The organism is Pseudomonas sp. D5(2026), assembly GCF_057766845.1.
The window spans coordinates 1,074,238-1,091,540 of the sequence record NZ_CM173421.1 but is presented as its reverse complement, the minus strand read 5'-3'; the positions used below and the strand labels follow the sequence as shown (position 1 = coordinate 1,091,540).

The following is a 17,303-nucleotide window of genomic DNA, read 5'->3' as shown; positions in this document are numbered from 1 at the left end:
GGCAAGCCCGCTCCTACAGGGATCCCACGGGTTTCAAAACCGGCGTAGGGGCGGGCTTGGCCGCGAAGGCGCCCGTAAACGTTACCAGGCTATCGGCTCCCGGCTACGCACCCGCACTTGCTGCGCTGGCACCCGGGCATGCCATTGCACCACCCCCAGCGCCTCCACCTGGAATTCGCTGCGCATCACCCGCCCCTCTTCTTCGAACGACAGCTGCAACAGAAAATGCCCGCTATTGAGCAGCAGCCCTTCGCTCAACCGTTCGAACGTTTCATCATCCACCGCCCCCAGCGCCTGGCGCAGCGCGGCGGCATCCACGTACCCTGACGCCGGCCGACCGCTGATGATGCGGCTGAGCAACGAACGCGAGTAACGCCCTTCATACAGCGCCTCCAGCAGGGGCAGATGCTCCAACCCCAGCGCGTTGGCATTGAGCCGCCAACCCGTGGTCTGGGGCAAGGCGCACAGCATCGGGTAACGCGCCTGGCGGCTGGCGTCCGGCTCCAGCAACAGGTTCAGCTCGCTGGTGTCGAGCATCGGCTGGTCAGCCGCCAGCCGTGGCGGTTGCTGACGCAGGTACTGGGCGCTCTCGGCGCCCTGCAGGCGGGCATCACTGTCGGCATCGAGCCAGTCGGCCAAGGCATCGACCAGGCGTTCGGCCGCCATGTCATTGCCCAGCAAGTAACGCAACTGGCGCTCGGCGCGTTCGCCATCGGCACCCAGCAACGCATTGACGTTGAAGCAGGTGTGCTGGTCGCGTACCCGCAACTGCGCCTGGCCAGCGCCAAAATCGTAGTTCAGCGGCTGCCCGCGCAAGGCTTGCCAGAACAGCGGGCTGAGCCGCCAGGCGGGGTCACGCAGGGCCTGCCCGGCATAAGCCAGGCCGGCCTGCTCCATGGCCCGCACCTGCACCCGCTGGTGTAGCAGGCGCACATCGTCAACCTGGCGTCGGCCATCCTCCACCAACCAGGCCATGCCCGCCGCCAGCATTGCCAGCACCACCATCACCATCAAAAGGGCCGCACCCTGCTGTTGCCTTCCACCCATCCGTGTGTGCCTCGCTCGCGGAATAAAAACGCCAGTCAACACGCGGGGTGTTTCAGGTAGATGGCAATGCCCGTTCGTCATGCGCACGTCATCTAGGCAAGGCAGGATTGCCCTTCCTTTTCATGACCTTACAGGAGTGGTCGCTATGGGTGGCATTGGAATCTGGCAACTGGTGATCGTACTGCTGATCGTGTTCTTGCTGTTTGGTACCAAACGCCTGAAGGGTCTGGGTAGCGATGTGGGCGAGGCGATCCAGGGTTTTCGCAAGTCCATGGGCGGCGACAATGACGCCAGCGCCGCTGGCCAGGCGCACGTGCAGCAACAGTGCCCGCTGAACGGCCAGGCTGCGCAGCAACCTCAAGCGGACCGCCAGGCCTGATGTTCGAGGTAGGCTTCAGCGAGTTGCTGCTGATCGGCGTCGTCGCACTGTTGGTACTAGGCCCCGAGCGCCTGCCGGTGGCAGCCCGTACCCTCGGGCGCGGCCTGGGCCAGGCGCGCCGGGCCATGCACGCCTTGCGCACGCAGGTGGAGCGCGAAATCGAAATGCCCAACCTCGACAAGGCACCTTTGCAGCGCCTGGAACAGGAGATCCGCCAGGGCATCAGCCTGAACGCGGTGCCGGCCAATGATGCGGCCACGGCCGCGCTGCCCAAGGAAAAAGCTTCATGAGTATTGCCATGGACCCTGCGGCGAGCATGCCGCTGACCGAACACCTGCGCGACCTGCGCAAACGCCTGGTGCGTTGCCTGGCGCTGGTGGCATTGGTGTTTGCCGGCCTGTTCCCCTTCGCCCAGACGCTGTACACGCTCATATCCGAACCGCTACGGCGCTTTTTGCCGGAAGGCGCGAGCATGATCGCCACCAGTGTCACCTCGCCCTTTCTGACACCGTTCAAGCTGACCGCGATGTGCGCACTGTTCCTGGCCATGCCGTTGCTGCTGCATCAGGCCTGGGGCTTTCTGGCGCCGGGGCTGTACCGCCGTGAACGGCGCATTGCCCTGCCGCTGCTGGTTTCGAGCATCGTGCTGTTCTATGCCGGCATGGCGTTCGCGTTCTTCCTGGTGTTCCCGATGATGTTCGGTTTCTTTGCCAGCGTGACGCCGGACGGCGTGGCGATGATGACCGACATCAGCCAGTACCTGGACTTTATCCTGGCGCTGTTTCTGGCGTTCGGGCTGGCGTTCGAGATCCCGGTGGCGACGTTCATCGTGGTCTGGGCGGGGTTGGCCGATGTGGCCGCATTGCGACGCAGCAGGCCCTACGTGGTCGTCGGGTGCTTTGCGGTGGGGATGATTCTGACACCGCCGGATGTGTTTTCGCAGACGATGCTGGCAGTGCCGATGTGGGTGCTGTTCGAGGTGGGGTTGCTGGCTTGTGGAATGTTGAAGCGGCCGGAGCCAGGCAAGGAGATTGTGGCTGGATTGTAGGGCCCTTTCGCGGGCACGCCCGCTCCCACAGGGATATCACAATACTCAGAACCTGTGATATCCCTGTGGGAGCGGGCGTGCCCGCGAATGGCCGTGATGCGTTCTAGAACTCGGCGAGGCGCCAGACTTCATAGGCTGGCGTCTCGTACGGGTGGCTCTGCTTGAGCGCAGCGACGACCTGAGCCACCAGTTCGTCAGCCACCACCAACTCCACCTTCCACTCCTCCACCACCTCGACCTGGCCGGTTTGCCCGAGGAACGGCTGGCTGCCGTCCAACGGGCGGAACTGGCCCTGGCCCAAGGTTTGCCAGGCGCAGTGGTCATAATCACCAATGCGCCCGCCGCCAGCGGCGAACACAGCGGCCTTGACCGCTGCGACGTGACTGGCGGGGACGAAGAAGGCGAGCTTGTACACGCCTTAGTTCACCCACACCCGCGCGTTGCGGAACATACGCATCAGCGCGGCGTCTTCCTGCCACTCGTCCGGGCGCCAGGAGTTCTGCACAGCGCGGAACACACGCTCCGGGTGCGGCATCATGATGGTCACGCGGCCGTCGCGGCTGGTCAGGCCGGTGATACCACGCGGCGAGCCGTTCGGGTTGGCCGGGTAGGCTTCGGTGACCTTGCCATGGTTGTCGACGTAGCGCAGGGCCACGCAACCGGACACATCGGCTTCCAGCAAGGCTTCTTCGCTGGCGAACTCGGCATGGCCTTCACCGTGGGCGATGGCGATCGGCATGCGCGAACCGGCCATGCCCTGCAGGAAGATCGAGTTGGACTTCTGCACCTCGACCATGGCCACGCGGGCTTCGAACTGCTCCGAGCGGTTGCGCACGAAGTGCGGCCAGTACTCGGTGCCCGGGATCAGCTCGTGCAGGTTGGACATCATCTGGCAACCGTTGCACACGCCCAGGGCGAAGCTGTCGGTACGCTCGAAGAAGGCCTGGAAGGCGTCACGTGCACGGGCGTTGAACAGCGCCGACTTGGCCCAGCCTTCACCAGCGCCCAGCACGTCACCGTACGAGAAGCCGCCACAGGCGACCAGGCCCTTGAAGGCTTCGAAGTCGACACGGCCAGCGAGGATATCGCTCATGTGCACGTCGATGGCGGCGAAGCCGGCACGGTCGAAGGCGGCTGCCATCTCGACCTGGCCGTTGACGCCCTGCTCACGCAGGATGGCCACTTGCGGGCGCACGCCTTTCTTGATGTAAGGCGCGGCGATGTCGTCGTTGACGTCGAAGCCCAGCTTGACCGACAGGCCCGGGTTGTCTTCCTCGAGCAGCAGGTCGAATTCCTGGTCAGCGCAGTCGGCGTTGTCGCGCAGGCGCTGGATCTGGTAGCTGGTTTCAGCCCACTGGCGCTGCAGCATGCGACGGTCATCGTCGAACAGCACTTCGCCATTCAGGCTGATGGTCACTTCAGCGTTGTTGACCGGCTTGCCGATCACCGCGACGCATTCTTCACCCAGGCCGGCAGCGCTGAACTGAGCCAGCACGTCCGGGGTAGCATCCTGGCGAACCTGGATCACCGCACCCAGCTCTTCGTTGAAGAGGATGGCCGGTACTTCGCCCTTGCTGTCGGTCAGCGGGTCGAGTTGCAGGTCGAGGCCGCAGTGGCCGGCGAAGGCCATTTCCAGCACGGTGGTGACCAGGCCGCCGTCGGAACGGTCGTGGTAGGCCAGCAGGTGGCCGTCGTCGTTCAGGCCCTGGATCACGGCGAAGAAGGCTTTGAGGTCTTCGGCATCGTCGACGTCCGGTGCCTGGGCAGCGATCTTGCCGTAGGTCTGGGCCAGGATCGAGGCACCCATGCGGTTCTTGCCGCGGCCCAGGTCGATCAGGATCAGGTCGGTCTCGCCCTTGTCCATGCGCAGTTGCGGGGTCAGGGTCTTGCGGATGTCGGTGACCGGGGCGAAGCCGGTGATGATCAGCGACATCGGCGAGGTGACGCTCTTCTCGACGCCCTCGTCGCTCCACTTGGTCTTCATCGACATCGAGTCTTTGCCGACCGGAATGGTGATGCCCAGCTCCGGGCACAGCTCCATGCCGACAGCCTTCACGGTGTCGTACAGGCGTGCGTCTTCACCCGGGTGACCAGCAGCGGACATCCAGTTGGCCGACAGTTTGATGTCGGACAGCTTTTCGATGCGCGAAGCCGCCAGGTTGGTCAGGGTTTCGCCGATGGCCATGCGGCCGGACGCCGGGGCATCCAGCAGCGCCAGCGGCGTACGCTCGCCCATGGCCATGGCCTCACCGGTGTAGACGTCGAAGCTGGTGGCGGTAACGGCGCAGTCCGCCACCGGAACCTGCCACGGGCCGACCATCTGGTCGCGGGCAACCAGGCCGGTGATGGTGCGGTCGCCAATGGTGATGAGGAAGCTCTTGCTGGCCACAGCCGGGTGGTTCAGCACGCGCTGGACGGCGCTGTCCAGGTCCAGCTCGCTCGGGTCGAAGTCATCGCCCAGCTCGGCTTCGCGGGTAACCGAACGGTGCATGCGCGGCGGCTTGCCCAGCAGCACGTCCAGCGGCATGTCCACCGGGGTATTGCCGAAGTGGCTGTCGCTTACGGTCAGGTGCGGCTCTTCAGTCGCTTCACCAACCACGGCAAACGGGCAACGCTCGCGCTCGCAGATGGCCTTGAAGCGCTCGAAGTCGACTGCGCTGACGGCCAGCACGTAACGCTCTTGCGATTCGTTGCTCCAGATTTCGTGCGGGGCCATGCCCGGCTCGTCATTTGGCACGTTGCGCAGTTCGAAGCGACCACCGCGGCCGCCATCGTTGACCAATTCAGGGAAGGCGTTGGAAATACCGCCAGCGCCCACGTCGTGGATGAAGGCGATCGGGTTGCTGTCGCCCAACTGCCAGCAACGGTCGATGACCTCCTGGCAACGGCGCTCCATTTCCGGGTTTTCGCGCTGTACCGAAGCGAAGTCCAGGTCAGCCGAGCTGGCACCGGTAGCCACCGACGAAGCAGCGCCGCCGCCCAGGCCGATCAGCATGGCCGGGCCGCCAAGCACGATCAGCTTGGCGCCGACGGTGATTTCGCCCTTCTGCACATGGTCTTCACGGATGTTGCCCATACCACCGGCGAGCATGATCGGCTTGTGGTAGCCGCGCACTTCTTCACCGTGGGGGGTGTCGATGGCTTGCTCGAAGGTACGGAAGTAGCCGGTCAGGGCCGGGCGACCGAATTCGTTGTTGAACGCAGCGCCACCCAGAGGGCCTTCGATCATGATGTCGAGGGCGTCGACGATACGCTCGGGCTTGCCATAAGCCTGCTCCCAAGGCTGTTCGAAGCCCGGAATGCGCAGGTTGGACACGGTGAAGCCGGTCAGGCCGGCCTTGGGCTTGGCACCACGGCCGGTTGCACCTTCGTCGCGGATTTCGCCACCGGAGCCGGTGGAGGCGCCGGAGAACGGGGCGATGGCGGTCGGGTGGTTGTGCGTTTCCACCTTCATCAGGATGTGCACCGGCTCCTGCACCGCGCCGTACTGGCGGGTTTCAGGGTTCGGGAAGAAGCGGCCGGCAACGTTGCCGACGATCACCGAGGCGTTGTCCTTGTAGGCCGACAGAACACCTTCGTTGTGCATCTGGTAGGTGTTCTTGATCATGCCGAACAGGCTCTTATCCTGAGCCTGGCCGTCGATATCCCAACTGGCGTTGAAGATCTTGTGACGGCAGTGCTCGGAGTTGGCCTGGGCGAACATCATCAGTTCGATGTCGTTCGGGTTGCGCTTGAGGCCCTGGAAGGCATTGACCAGATAGTCGATCTCGTCTTCGGCCAGGGCCAGGCCCAGGTCGATGTTGGCCTTGGCCAGGGCGTCACGGCCGCCGGAAAGGATGTCCACGGAGGTCATCGGCTTGGGCTGGGCGTGGCTGAACAGGTCTGCAGCCTGCTCCAGCTGGCCGAGCACACGCTGGGTCATGCGGTCGTGCAGTTCGGCGGCGATCAGTTCGGCGTCAGCGTCGCTCAGGGTGCCGGCAACGTAGTAGGCGATGCCGCGCTCCAGGCGCTGGATCGACTGCAGGCCGCAGTTGTGGGCGATGTCGCTGGCCTTGCTGGCCCATGGCGAAATGGTGCCCAAGCGCGGCACTACCAGGAACAGACGACCCGTCGGCTCCTGTACCGGCACGCTCGGGCCGTACTTGAGCAGACGGCCCAGCACCTGCTGCTGGTCGGCGGTCAACTCGCCGTCAACATCGGCGAAGTGGGCAAATTCGGCATACAAACCAGTAACAGCGGGGACTTTCTGGCTCAGTTGCTCGAGTAATTTACCGTGGCGAAAGGCAGAAAGGGCAGGAGCGCCGCGCAGGATCAACATCGTCGGGACAGCCTCAGGAAGGGGTGTGCTTAGAGGCCGTGCATTCTAGCCTAATTCGATGGCTTTCGGCACCTGCTCTAAGCCACGCCTGCCGGGCGGCGGAACCGGACTTTCGGGTCAGAATTTTGGATGTTCGCCTGAAGATGTTCGTCGCCTGGCAGATCGAGCGCCGTCCGCACGGCGCATCGCGAGCTGCGCTCGCTCCTACGTTTGTTTCAGGCCAGTAACGTCAGTGACAGGCGCGCGCGACCGTGTGCTCCGTACGACGCGATATTCCGTCATGCGCCAAGGCGCTCGCGCGTAACTCCTGCAGAAATAACTGGCCGCAAACAAACGTAGGAGCGAGCGCAGCTCGCGATGCGCCGTGCGGACGGCGCTCGATCTCCCAGGCGACGAACCTCTAACGGCAAGCCACACAGCACAGAACCCGCTACCAGACAAGCTAACAGTTGTCGAGATATGGTTGGGCCAGTCCTTTGCGTATACTGCAACCTATGTTCGCCCACACTGCTTTGCGCCAGCGTTGCGCCAAATGGCTTCTCGCAACCGGACTCTTTCTGCTGCTAGGTGCCTGCGTTGAAAAACCCAGCACCCTCGAGCGCGTGAAGGAGGATGGCGTGCTGCGCGTAATCACACGCAACAGCCCGGCAACCTACTTCCAGGACCGTAACGGCGAAACCGGCTTCGAGTACGAACTGGTCCAGCATTTCGCCGACGATCTCGGCGTAAAGCTGCAGATCGAGACCGCCGACAACCTGGACGAGCTGTACGACTCCCTCGGCAAGCCCTCCGGCCCGGTACTGGCTGCTGCCGGCCTGGTCAGCAGTGAGCGGCGCAAAGCGCAGGTGAAATACTCCCATCCCTATCTGGAGGTGACCCCGCAGGTCATCTACCGCAACGGCCGCCCACGCCCCACCAGCGCCAAGGGTTTGGTCGGCAAGAAGATCATGGTGCTCAAGGGCAGCAGCCATGCTGACCAGTTGGCCGAGCTGAAAAAGCAGTACCCGGCCTTGCAATATGAGGAATCCGACGCCGTCGAAGTGGTCGACCTGCTGCGCATGGTGGACGAAGGCCAGATCGACTTGACCCTGGTGGACTCCAACGAACTGGCGATGAACCAGGTGTATTTCCCCAACGTGAGGGTCGCCTTCGATTTGGGCGACACCCGCGACCAGCGCTGGGCAGTGGCAGCAGGCGAAGACAACAGCCTGCTCAACGAAATCAACGAATTTCTCGACAAGGCACAGAAGAACGGCACCCTTCAGCGTTTGAAGGATCGCTACTACGGCCATGTTGACGTACTCGGCTACGTCGGCGCCTACACCTTCGCCCAGCACCTGCAACAGCGCCTGCCCAAGTACGAGAAGCACTTCAAGAGCTACGCCAAGGTCGAGCAGGTCGACTGGCGCCTGCTGGCAGCCATCGGCTACCAGGAATCGATGTGGCAGCCGGAAGTCACCTCCAAGACCGGCGTGCGCGGCCTGATGATGCTGACCCAACGCACCGCCCGGGCCATGGGCGTGTCCAACCGGCTGGACCCGAGGCAGAGCATCCAGGGCGGCGCCAAGTACTTCATGAAGATCAAGGAAGAGCTTGATGACAGCATCAAGGAGCCGGATCGAACCTGGTTTGCCCTTGCCGCCTACAACGTTGGTGGCGGCCACCTTGAAGACGCCCGCACCCTGGCCAAGCGCGAAAAGCTAAACCCGAACAAGTGGCTGGACGTGAAGAAGATGCTGCCGCGGCTGGCTCAGAAGCAGTGGTACCGGCAGACCAAGTACGGCTACGCCCGTGGTGGCGAACCGGTGCATTTCGTGGCCAACATCCGCCGCTACTACGACATCCTCACCTGGGTGACCCAGCCGCAACTCGAAGGCCAGGTGGCCGAGGGCAACCTGCATGTGCCCGGGGTCAACAAGAACAAGCCGGCGGATCAGTCGCCACCGATGTAAGCCTTTCAGGGCCTCTTCGCGGGTAAACCCGCCCCTGCATAATTTGCACAGAACCTGCAGGAGCGGGCTGCCCGCAAAGAGCCCGATGCAATTCAGGCCTTGGCCCGACGAGCCCTGAAGAAATCGCTGAGAATCTGCCCGCACGCCTCGGCCAGCACCCCGCCTTCCACCATCACCCGGTGGTTGAGAAAGCCTTGGCCAAAGAACTGTCCCTGGCTCTGCACGATCCCCGCCTTGGGTTCCAGCGCGCCAAACACCACGCGCATCACCCGCGAATGCACGATCAGCCCCGCACACATGCTGCACGGTTCCAGGGTCACATACAGGGTGCTGCCGGGTAGCCGATAGTTGCTGGCCGACCTGGCTGCCGCCCTGATCGCCACCATCTCGGCATGCGCGCTGGGGTCACTGTCGATGATCGGTCGGTTGAACCCCTGGCCGATCACCTGTCCGTGCTGCACCAGTACCGCGCCCACCGGCACCTCGCCCAGCGCCGCGCCTTCGGCGGCCAAGCCCAGTGCCAGCCGCATGAATTCCTGATCGCGACTGCGATCGATGATCTGCGGACGCATCAGACCACCGCGATCGCGGCCATCAGGCCGGTTTCCATGTGGTCGATGACGTGGCAGTGGAACATCCAGGTCCCAGGGTTATCCGCCACCAGCGCTACCTGGGCACGCTCGTTCTTGCCCAGCAGGTAGGTGTCGGTGAACCACGGCTCCTTGATGTCGTGACGGTTGGAGCCGATCACCTTGAAACTCATGCCATGCAAGTGGATCGGGTGCTGGTACTGGGTCATGTTCTTAAGCTCGAAGATGTAGCTCTTGCCCTTTTGCAACGTGGCGATGGGGCGGTCGGCGCAGGTCTTGTCGGTAATATCCCAGGCCTGACCGTTGATCTGCCACAAGCTCGGCGGTTTGCCCGCGTCAGTGGTGACAGAGACGCTGGCCGCCCACTCGAAATTGAAGTTCAGTTTTTCGGCATTCTCCAGGTCCGGCTCGGCGATCGGATTGGGCGGCAGCGCTGGCGGCCAGTCACTCGGCGCGTCGTTGCTGGCCACCGAACGCAGGGTGCCCAGGCGCACGAAACCGTCGCGCAGGGAGATTTCCTCACCCGCCTCGGGAATGCGAATGGCCAGACAGATACGCATGCCCGGGCCTAACCAGTACTCATCCAACGCACGCGGGGTGACCGGGTTGCCGTCGAGGGCATAGATTCGCGCCTCGCAGTTGCCTTTGAGGTTGAGGCGATAGGTCCAGGTGTTGTCCAGGTTCAGCAGGCGCACCCGCACCACCTGGCCGGCCGGCAGCTCGGTGATCGAGTCGGCCTGGCCGTTGATGGTGATCAACCGCCCGGCAGTGCCGTTGCGCGCGGCCTCGCGCGGGATGCTGAAAGGCAGCCATGCGCCCTGCTCGTCCACATGCCAGTTCTTCAGGCTCAGCGTACGCTCATGCTGGAACCCGGTGGGTTCACGCTCCTCGACGATCAGCGGCCCGACCAGACCGCGGCCTAGCTCCTCGGAGCTGCTGACATGGGGGTGATACCAATAGCTGCCGGCGTCCGGCACGCGGAACTTGTAATCGAAGTATTCACCTGGCTTGACCGGCAATTGCGACACATAAGGTACGCCGTCCATTTCCAGCGGTAGGCGAATGCCGTGCCAGTGGATAGTGGTCTCGACCGGCAGATGGTTGATAAAGCGTACCCGCAGCCAAGTGCCCTGGCGCACGCGCAGCTCGGTGCCCGGGGCCGATGGGCCGAAGGCCCAGGCCTCGGTCTTGAAGCCCGGCACCAGCTCCACTTCCAGCGGGGCGGCAATCAGCTCGTAGTCATGCCCGGCGTTTTCGTCCTCGACCTTGCCCAGCCAGTAACGCGCCGCGCCACCGGCGCCCAGGCCAACCACAACCAGGCCGGTCAGGCCCTTGAGCATTTGTCGACGGGTGAAGGACATCGGTGCGGGTACCTCGTGTTCTGCGCAATCAGTCTGCCAGCAAGGCGCTGACGATGAGGGGCGAATACGATACACCTGCAAATGGGAAATATTAAGTGAAGTATCCAAGCATCGTCCGCTTTAGCCACGGCATTGGCTGGACGGCAGGCGTAGCGGAACCAATCGACAGCGACGACATCAAATTGACACCATTGCCAGAGGCACCTCAGATGAGAAAATGCCTCGCAATGCAACCATCAGCTTATTTGGCAGTTGGCTTGACTGCCAGGGCGGTGCATGGGAATGAATCGCCTTCAGCCAGCACACTCACCGGGCTTTCTCTAAAGGAATGCAATGGTAAATGGACTTATCAGCTTACGTCCCTAGCTGGGACGACATCGAACGCAACCTGGACCAGAAGTTCAGCGCCCTGAATCAGAGCGTCAGCAGCGGGTTGCGCAGTGCCCATGACAGCTGGGACGGCTTCACCCGCCGTGTAAGCGATGGCGCCAGCCAGGCCTATGGCGCTGTAGGCGGGCACCGGATCGACAACGTCCGGCAGGCGATGGCGCTGTCCTATCCCATGATGCAGTCAAATCTGTCCCGCAAATGGGCATCCATCAACATCGACCAGATTTTGCCCGTGCTGCTCAAGCTCGTGCAGGAAGTGGTGATGATTCTCGGCGGCAGCGTCGCGCTAGGCGGCGCTATAGGCGGCGCGGTAGGTTCTCTTGCCTTTGGCGTGGGCGCGGCACCTGGGGTGGTCGCAGGCAGCGGTATCGGCCTGCAGGTCGGTAACCTGATCCTGATGGCATTGGGCCTGGCCGCCATCGCGGAGTATTTCTATCAAGGGCTTCCCGCCTGCCTGGCCTCGATGCAAGAGGGGCTTGCAACCGCGTGGACTGCCGAAGACGGCCTGAAACCCTCGGGTCTCGACCCTTCGGGCGGCTCGGCCGCGCTGGTTCAAGAACGTACCGAACAAGCTGCAAGGCAACTGGCACGCGGACAAGAGCAACTCGTGATGCTTTTGCTGATGGCGATCGTGACCTACCTGACCCGCGGGCAGATGAAAGCCGGCGTGATGAGCAGCATGGAAAGCATCGCCAGCCGCAGCGCCAAGCTTCAGGCCGAGATTTCCAACAAGCAGTTGGCCAACTGGCTGGCAAAAAACCAGAACAGGCTGCTGATCGAACCTGAGCTGCAGATGAAAACCGCAACGCCGCTTAAGAAAGCGGAGCCAGAGCTGCCCCCAGCGACGCAAGCCACGGAAAAAACCGTTGCAGCGGCGCCGAAGAAGCTCATGAGCCTGCGCGATGCAGTGGGCAAGGACATGGCAGAGCGATGGATTGCCGAAGGCCGCGCTCGGGCAGACATACGGGCCCCGGAGCTTTCGAGACTGCTCAGCGACGATCAAATAGGCGCACTTTACGGCTACTCTACCAACGATGTGTACAAGGCGTATAACCAAGCATTGCGCGAAGGCACTGCTACGCCTGGTATCAAGGCCTTTGCCGAGCATGCAACCGAAGGCCTGGCACGCTTGCCTCGCTACTTAGGCGCTGAAACCTATCGTGGAACGGATCTTCCGCAGCATGTGCTCAATCGGATGCAAATGGGTGCAGTAGAGACCGACATGGCATTCTTCAGCTCATCCGCTACAACACCGTTTTCGGGCAATACCCAGATGGTCGTACGCGGCGTATCCGGCAAGGACATCAGTTTCCTCACGCAAATTCCCGAAGCGGAGGTACTGTACCCGCCAGGTACCTCTTTCAGAGTACTGAATCGGATTGAACAAGGCCCCACGACTCGTCTCTTATTAGAAGAAGTACTATGATCGACCTGCACAGCTCCACCCTCGCCGTTACCGAATATGCCTACCGGTACAACCACTTGCTGCCAGCGCCCACCCCACGCGAATCCGCAAGCCGTGGCTACGTACACCCGCAATGGCAAAATTCGCGCGCCTGCACACTCACCCCCGATCAATCGCTCGACAGAGCCAAGGGGGCATTGCTGGGGTTGGCCATTGGCGATGCCGTAGGCACCACGCTGGAGTTCTTGCCCCGTGATGCCAAGCATGTCGATGACATGGTCGGCGGCGGGCCGTTCAGGCTCAAGCCAGGTGAGTGGACCGATGATACGAGCATGGCGCTTTGCCTGGCGGACTCGTACCTGGCGTGCATGCGATTTGATCATGCCGATTATCTTGAGCGTCTGTGCAGGTGGTACAAGCAAGGGGAAAACAGCGCTAACGGTGTCTGCTTCGACATTGGCAATGCAACCCGCCTTGCCTTGGAAGGATGGCTACGGCAAGGCTTGGACTGGTCAGGCAACACAGACCCGAACACGGCCGGTAATGGCTCGATCATCCGACTCGCCCCGACCGCCATATTCAGGCGCCACATGCTACCGTCCACCTGGCGCGAAGCTCAAAGTCAGAGTCGGACCACCCACCGGGCGCCCGAAGCACTAAGTTGTTGCGAACTGCTGGGTGCGCAGCTGCACCTCGCCCTGAACGGCGCAGACAAGGAGGAAATATGCCGCCCCATGGTGCGCCCATTGCAGCCCCGCGCCACGATTATCAACGCTGGCGAATACAAGGAAAAAAGCCGCGACCAGATTCGCTCTTCAGGGTATGTCATCGACACCTTGGAAGCTGCACTGTGGGCAGTGTGGAATACCGACAACTTCAGGGACGCAGTGCTTCTGGCAGCAAACCTGGCAGACGATGCCGACAGTGTGGCAGCCGTGGCGGGGCAACTAGCCGGGGCGTTGTACGGGGTATCCGGCATGCCCGTGCAATGGGTAAAGACAGTGGCGTGGTCAGAACACATACAGGACCTCGCCCAAGCGCTGCACGACCAGGCGCCTGAAAGCGACCCGTTCTACTCGCTGTGATAATGCACGCAGCGGGGCAGATGAATGTGAGTAGCCGATAGACCTCAGAATGACAAAGGCCCGCGATTACGCGGGCCTTTGTGTGTTACAGGTCATCTGACACTGGCTTTTGCCATATGCCGGCTTATTCCCACTCTATTATCAACGAGCTATAAAACCCCAGCATTTTAGCTATGTATAGAAATACAAATCTTAAAAACCATGAAAAATACCATACGAAATTTGCAGGCATAACGTAGCGAAGAAATCATCCTCCACTCAGGAGTAACCCTTATGTTCAGACGCCGGATGCTGCCGCTGTACTCGTAACCGCTTCAGGCTCTAGAACCAACAGCGACGACTTCACGAATGCTATGAGACGGCGGCCCCTTGACAAAAAGCGGCGTTAATCCGTTTTTCCATTTCGGGCATTCTGTAAATCAGGTGTACGTCGATAACGGGCCGCCAATCCGGTCGATGATGCTCATGCAAATCGACATCACCGCTGGCAAAAATCAAAGCAAAAAGCCACTATCCATGCTTGACCATGCTCTCATTCTCAGGTGATCAGCGGTGCTAAAGCTCATAAGGATTGGAAAAGCAAAGCCAACCCCTCTGCTCAAAAAGAACCTCCGCCGGCAATGGGCCGCGCTGGAAGACTATTTCGAGCTTAACGACGACGAACGCGCTCAGCGCCGCCCACCAATCGACCACAAGACCTATCAGCATCCAAAGGTTGTAGAACAGATACTGGGAAACCAGCAGCAAAGATGCGCCTACTGCGAGATGACATTGGATGCGAACTCGATCAAGGTAACTCACTACAGGCCATTGAGCAACGCAGTGCTATCAGAGCATGCGCATTCGATTATCGACTATTACGCATGGTATGCGTACGAGTGGCAGAACCTGCTAATCGTGTGCAGTGACTGTAATTCGGCAATGAGCGAAATGTTCCCCCTAGAAGGGCACCCAGTTAAACCAATGTCAACGTGGCAAGAGGCTCAACTTCGCGAAAAGCCCTTACTTCTAAACCCATATATAGCCACCCCCTCAGAGCATCTGATGTTTACCTATCAAGGTGAAGCTATCGCTCGCAGCAAGGAGGGCACTACAACAATTGAAGTACTGAAGCTCAATAGGCCCAGTCTTATTGCAGAGCGAGAAAATTGCTTCCAAGAGTTACGGGAAATACTTACGAGCAGAACTTCCGACCTCAGAGTATTGCTAAGCGACCATATAAGAGAGCGCACAAAGTATCCAGGCGCCAGTTTAATCATCCTGCAAAATCTCTGTCGGCTTGCAGAGCGCGGATCTGTAAATACAGAAAAGCTTTATGGAGATGCGCTATTTAAACATATTGCAACAATATTTCTCGAAATGGACAACAATCAAGTATCAGCCTTATTTAAGAGACTTGACAAAAACGATCTTGCTTTCGCACTACCCAATACTGATCTTGGGGGTTTCGAAACACCGAGACGAGCCCATGACGGCCATATACAAAGCATCTCCCTCAGAAACTTCAAAGATATATCAAGCCTTTCACTGTCCATTCCCCGCAACCGAGAAGCGACCGCGTGCATGATGTTGCTGGGAGAAAATGCCACCGGCAAAAGCTCAGTATTACAGGCTATAAAACTAGCGCTCTCATCAACAAAGGAACGTACGCGGCTTCGACTGACTTCTGCTAAGTTTACATCTAAGCAACGCCCAACAGAAATCAAAGTCACACTTGACAACGACAAAACATTTATTCTATCAACCAATCAAAGAGGCACGTTCGAGGCTAAATCTCCTGTTAATTGCCTAGTTTTCGGATACGGCGCACGCCGCTATTTCTCCACGCACCCTCGCCACACCTCAAAAAAATACCTAAATGCGACCTTGTTCGACCCCCTCGCGACACTTCGCGACCCTCGCGATTGGCTGGTCGTTCAAGAGAAACACAAATTCAATGCAATTGTTAGAGCGCTACGCTCTATTCTTGCTCTGCGTGATGACGAATCGATTATCCAGACCAGTCGACGTGAATTACTGATCAAGACTCATAATAAACTAACCCCTATCGAGAAATTGAGCGACGGATACAAATCACTATTCATCATGTCTATCGATATTATGCGTGAATTGCTTGGTCACTGGGATAACTTAGAGACCGCCGAAGCAATCGTACTAATCGATGAGATTGAAACCCATCTGCATCCTCGCTGGAAAATGCGCGTGATGGCGGCGCTCCGTGAAGCGATGCCAAAGGTTCAATTCATCTGTTCGACTCACGACCCGCTTTGCCTGCGAGGCATGAAAAACGGTGAAGTTCGCCTACTTCAGCGAGACTATAGCCACGAGATCCGGGCATTTTCTGATCTACCTGATATCACCACCCTTCGCATCGAGCAAATTCTCTCTTCAGATTATTTCGGACTTTCAAGCACAGAGGATCCAGAGCAGGACTACATCATAAGGCGATTAGCCGAGCTGGCTGGTATCGGCGAAGACCGTTTGAGTAAGACGGAGCGCTCGGAGCGGGATAGCTTATTAGAGCGTTACGAGGGAATGCCCTACATCGGCAGCAGTCCAGATCGACAGATCCTGGCTGAAGCCTTGACCCGACATCTGCGACTGCATCCAGACGCAGACATTCAAGATCGAGGCCTAGCTCGAGAACAGTCCATCGACGCCATCATGAATGTCTTGAAAAGAGCGATGGCGCAATGAAGCGTATTGATCGGAACCGTGTCGAAATGCCTGCAGTACTAGCAGAGACTGACAGTAAAGCAGCGAACGAGCGCATAAAGGTCAAAGCGCATTACAGCAACCCTAACTGTGCTACCTACGATTTCAGTGCTTACAAAGATAGGGAGGTTCTTGCTGCTTTAAATAAGCTTTTCAATAACAAATGCGCCTACTGTGAAGGCTCATACCGTGCAACCTCGCCGACGGACATCGAGCATTTCCGCCCAAAAGGGCGAGTCAACAATACGACGGGACATAAAGGCTATTGGTGGCTGGCCTCAACCTGGAGCAACCTGCTGGCTTCGTGCATCCTTTGTAACCGTGAACAGTACAATGAATTGTTCGATATCACGGCTACTGGCTTTGATCCTATGCTCATTAAAAGTGGAAAGGTCGATCATTTCCCTCTTGCTGGCCCATACCGTGCCTACACAGAAACAGATGATTTAATGCAGGAGGATCCGCTGCTGATAGATCCGAGTCAGCGTGATCCCTCGGATTACCTCATCTGGAAAGAGATGCAGGGTCTTCAGGTTATAGTCCCTCGGGAGGAGGCAGCTGCTACAACAGCTTACGCCCGTACAAGCATCCAGACTTACGGGCTCAACAGACGCCCTTTAGTAGAGGAGCGGACACGTGTCGCGCAGGCAATCGAAGCTGATGCAAAATTGCTCGCCTCCCAGTTGAGCCTCGCTAGCGAATTAGAGCAAGTCGCGCTGGCTAGTTTCATGCCTATTCTCGAGTGCACGGTAAGCGCGTTCATTGGCAAGAAAGACAACCACCCTCAGTTCGTCGGAATGATCGAATACATAGTAAACCGGGAGTTGGGGAAAATGCTCGACCAACTGCAAGCGCTTAGAGATCGGTGCAATACTCCAACGACACCCGGTACTATGAGTTAGTATAAGAATACCTAGGCATTCCGAAATTAGTCTCTATATAGAAAGCATTGAAATTCAATCACACCACCGGAGGCTTAAGGTCCCTAGAACTACGACCGCTTGAGAAAAAAT

General features: G+C 59.6%; 13 protein-coding genes. 8 read left to right on the top strand and 5 right to left on the bottom strand.

Features of this window, described 5'->3' with window-relative positions; translation table 11 throughout:
* Positions 1-81 precede the first annotated feature (81 nt).
* Entirely contained in the window at positions 82-1,047 is a 966-nt protein-coding gene (gene gspK, locus AC3B5Q_RS05060) for a type II secretion system minor pseudopilin GspK (RefSeq protein WP_488392867.1), read from the bottom strand.
* Positions 1,048-1,192: 145 nt separating this feature from the next.
* Between gspK and tatA the strand changes: the two genes are divergently transcribed.
* The 3 genes from tatA to tatC are packed head-to-tail and all read left to right on the top strand — an operon-like array spanning position 1,193 to position 2,474.
* Positions 1,193-1,426: a twin-arginine translocase TatA/TatE family subunit gene (gene tatA, locus AC3B5Q_RS05055; protein WP_021781931.1), complete on the top strand. Its 234-nt coding sequence runs from the start codon at positions 1,193-1,195 to the stop codon at positions 1,424-1,426.
* Positions 1,426-1,716, top strand: coding sequence for a Sec-independent protein translocase protein TatB (gene tatB / locus AC3B5Q_RS05050; RefSeq protein WP_021781930.1), 291 nt, complete (start codon positions 1,426-1,428; stop codon positions 1,714-1,716). The genes tatA and tatB overlap by 1 nt, the downstream gene beginning before the upstream one ends.
* Positions 1,713-2,474, top strand: coding sequence for a twin-arginine translocase subunit TatC (gene tatC / locus AC3B5Q_RS05045; RefSeq protein ID WP_274118661.1), 762 nt, complete (start codon positions 1,713-1,715; stop codon positions 2,472-2,474). Before tatB ends, tatC begins: the two co-directional genes overlap by 4 nt.
* 103 nt (positions 2,475-2,577) lie before the next feature.
* On the opposite strand, the gene AC3B5Q_RS05040 is transcribed toward tatC, so the two are convergent.
* Entirely contained in the window at positions 2,578-2,889 is a 312-nt protein-coding gene (locus tag AC3B5Q_RS05040) for a YqfO family protein (RefSeq protein ID WP_021781928.1), read from the bottom strand.
* Positions 2,890-2,892: 3 nt separating this feature from the next.
* A complete protein-coding gene (gene purL / locus AC3B5Q_RS05035; RefSeq protein WP_021781927.1) occupies positions 2,893-6,792 on the bottom strand; it encodes a phosphoribosylformylglycinamidine synthase in 3,900 nt (1,299 codons plus the stop codon).
* 494 nt (positions 6,793-7,286) lie between these two features.
* Here purL and mltF point away from each other — a divergent pair, with 494 nt between their 5' ends.
* On the top strand, positions 7,287-8,744 hold the full coding sequence (mltF, locus tag AC3B5Q_RS05030) for a membrane-bound lytic murein transglycosylase MltF (RefSeq protein WP_021781926.1): 1,458 nt from the start codon (positions 7,287-7,289) through the stop codon (positions 8,742-8,744).
* Between the two features lie 92 nt (positions 8,745-8,836).
* On the opposite strand, the gene tadA is transcribed toward mltF, so the two are convergent.
* The gene (gene tadA / locus AC3B5Q_RS05025) at positions 8,837-9,316 is read right to left on the bottom strand and encodes a tRNA adenosine(34) deaminase TadA (protein ID WP_021781925.1); all 480 of its coding nucleotides are present in this window, start codon (positions 9,314-9,316) and stop codon (positions 8,837-8,839) included.
* Entirely contained in the window at positions 9,316-10,695 is a 1,380-nt protein-coding gene (locus tag AC3B5Q_RS05020) for a multicopper oxidase family protein (protein ID WP_021781924.1), read from the bottom strand. Before AC3B5Q_RS05020 ends, tadA begins: the two co-directional genes overlap by 1 nt.
* A gap of 340 nt (positions 10,696-11,035) precedes the next feature.
* Between AC3B5Q_RS05020 and AC3B5Q_RS05015 the strand changes: the two genes are divergently transcribed.
* The 4 genes from AC3B5Q_RS05015 to AC3B5Q_RS05000 all read left to right on the top strand — a co-directional run bounded on the left by AC3B5Q_RS05015 (position 11,036) and on the right by AC3B5Q_RS05000 (position 17,192).
* Complete coding sequence (locus tag AC3B5Q_RS05015; protein WP_012051363.1) at positions 11,036-12,511, top strand: DUF6861 domain-containing protein; 1,476 nt, start codon at positions 11,036-11,038, stop codon at positions 12,509-12,511.
* On the top strand, positions 12,508-13,575 hold the full coding sequence (gene tri1 / locus AC3B5Q_RS05010) for an ADP-ribosylarginine hydrolase Tri1 (protein WP_021781922.1): 1,068 nt from the start codon (positions 12,508-12,510) through the stop codon (positions 13,573-13,575). The genes AC3B5Q_RS05015 and tri1 overlap by 4 nt, the downstream gene beginning before the upstream one ends.
* A 552-nt stretch (positions 13,576-14,127) precedes the next feature.
* Positions 14,128-16,272: an AAA family ATPase gene (locus AC3B5Q_RS05005; RefSeq protein WP_488392866.1), complete on the top strand. Its 2,145-nt coding sequence runs from the start codon at positions 14,128-14,130 to the stop codon at positions 16,270-16,272.
* On the top strand, positions 16,269-17,192 hold the full coding sequence (locus tag AC3B5Q_RS05000; RefSeq protein ID WP_488392865.1) for an HNH endonuclease family protein: 924 nt from the start codon (positions 16,269-16,271) through the stop codon (positions 17,190-17,192). The genes AC3B5Q_RS05005 and AC3B5Q_RS05000 overlap by 4 nt, the downstream gene beginning before the upstream one ends.
* The last annotated feature ends 111 nt before the right edge of the window (positions 17,193-17,303 follow it).

What these genes read in the sequence shown, in the direction of transcription:
- gspK (WP_488392867.1), bottom strand. Translation starts at nt 1,047, where the DNA reads ATGGGTGGAAGGCAACAGCAGGGTGCGGCCCTTTTGATGGTGATGGTG.
- tatA (WP_021781931.1), top strand. Translation starts at nt 1,193, where the DNA reads ATGGGTGGCATTGGAATCTGGCAACTGGTGATCGTACTGCTGATCGTG.
- tatB (WP_021781930.1), top strand. Translation starts at nt 1,426, where the DNA reads ATGTTCGAGGTAGGCTTCAGCGAGTTGCTGCTGATCGGCGTCGTCGCA.
- tatC (WP_274118661.1), top strand. Translation starts at nt 1,713, where the DNA reads ATGAGTATTGCCATGGACCCTGCGGCGAGCATGCCGCTGACCGAACAC.
- purL (WP_021781927.1), bottom strand. Translation starts at nt 6,792, where the DNA reads ATGTTGATCCTGCGCGGCGCTCCTGCCCTTTCTGCCTTTCGCCACGGT.
- mltF (WP_021781926.1), top strand. Translation starts at nt 7,287, where the DNA reads ATGTTCGCCCACACTGCTTTGCGCCAGCGTTGCGCCAAATGGCTTCTC.
- tadA (WP_021781925.1), bottom strand. Translation starts at nt 9,316, where the DNA reads ATGCGTCCGCAGATCATCGATCGCAGTCGCGATCAGGAATTCATGCGG.
- AC3B5Q_RS05020 (WP_021781924.1), bottom strand. Translation starts at nt 10,695, where the DNA reads ATGTCCTTCACCCGTCGACAAATGCTCAAGGGCCTGACCGGCCTGGTT.
- AC3B5Q_RS05015 (WP_012051363.1), top strand. Translation starts at nt 11,036, where the DNA reads ATGGACTTATCAGCTTACGTCCCTAGCTGGGACGACATCGAACGCAAC.
- tri1 (WP_021781922.1), top strand. Translation starts at nt 12,508, where the DNA reads ATGATCGACCTGCACAGCTCCACCCTCGCCGTTACCGAATATGCCTAC.
- AC3B5Q_RS05000 (WP_488392865.1), top strand. Translation starts at nt 16,269, where the DNA reads ATGAAGCGTATTGATCGGAACCGTGTCGAAATGCCTGCAGTACTAGCA.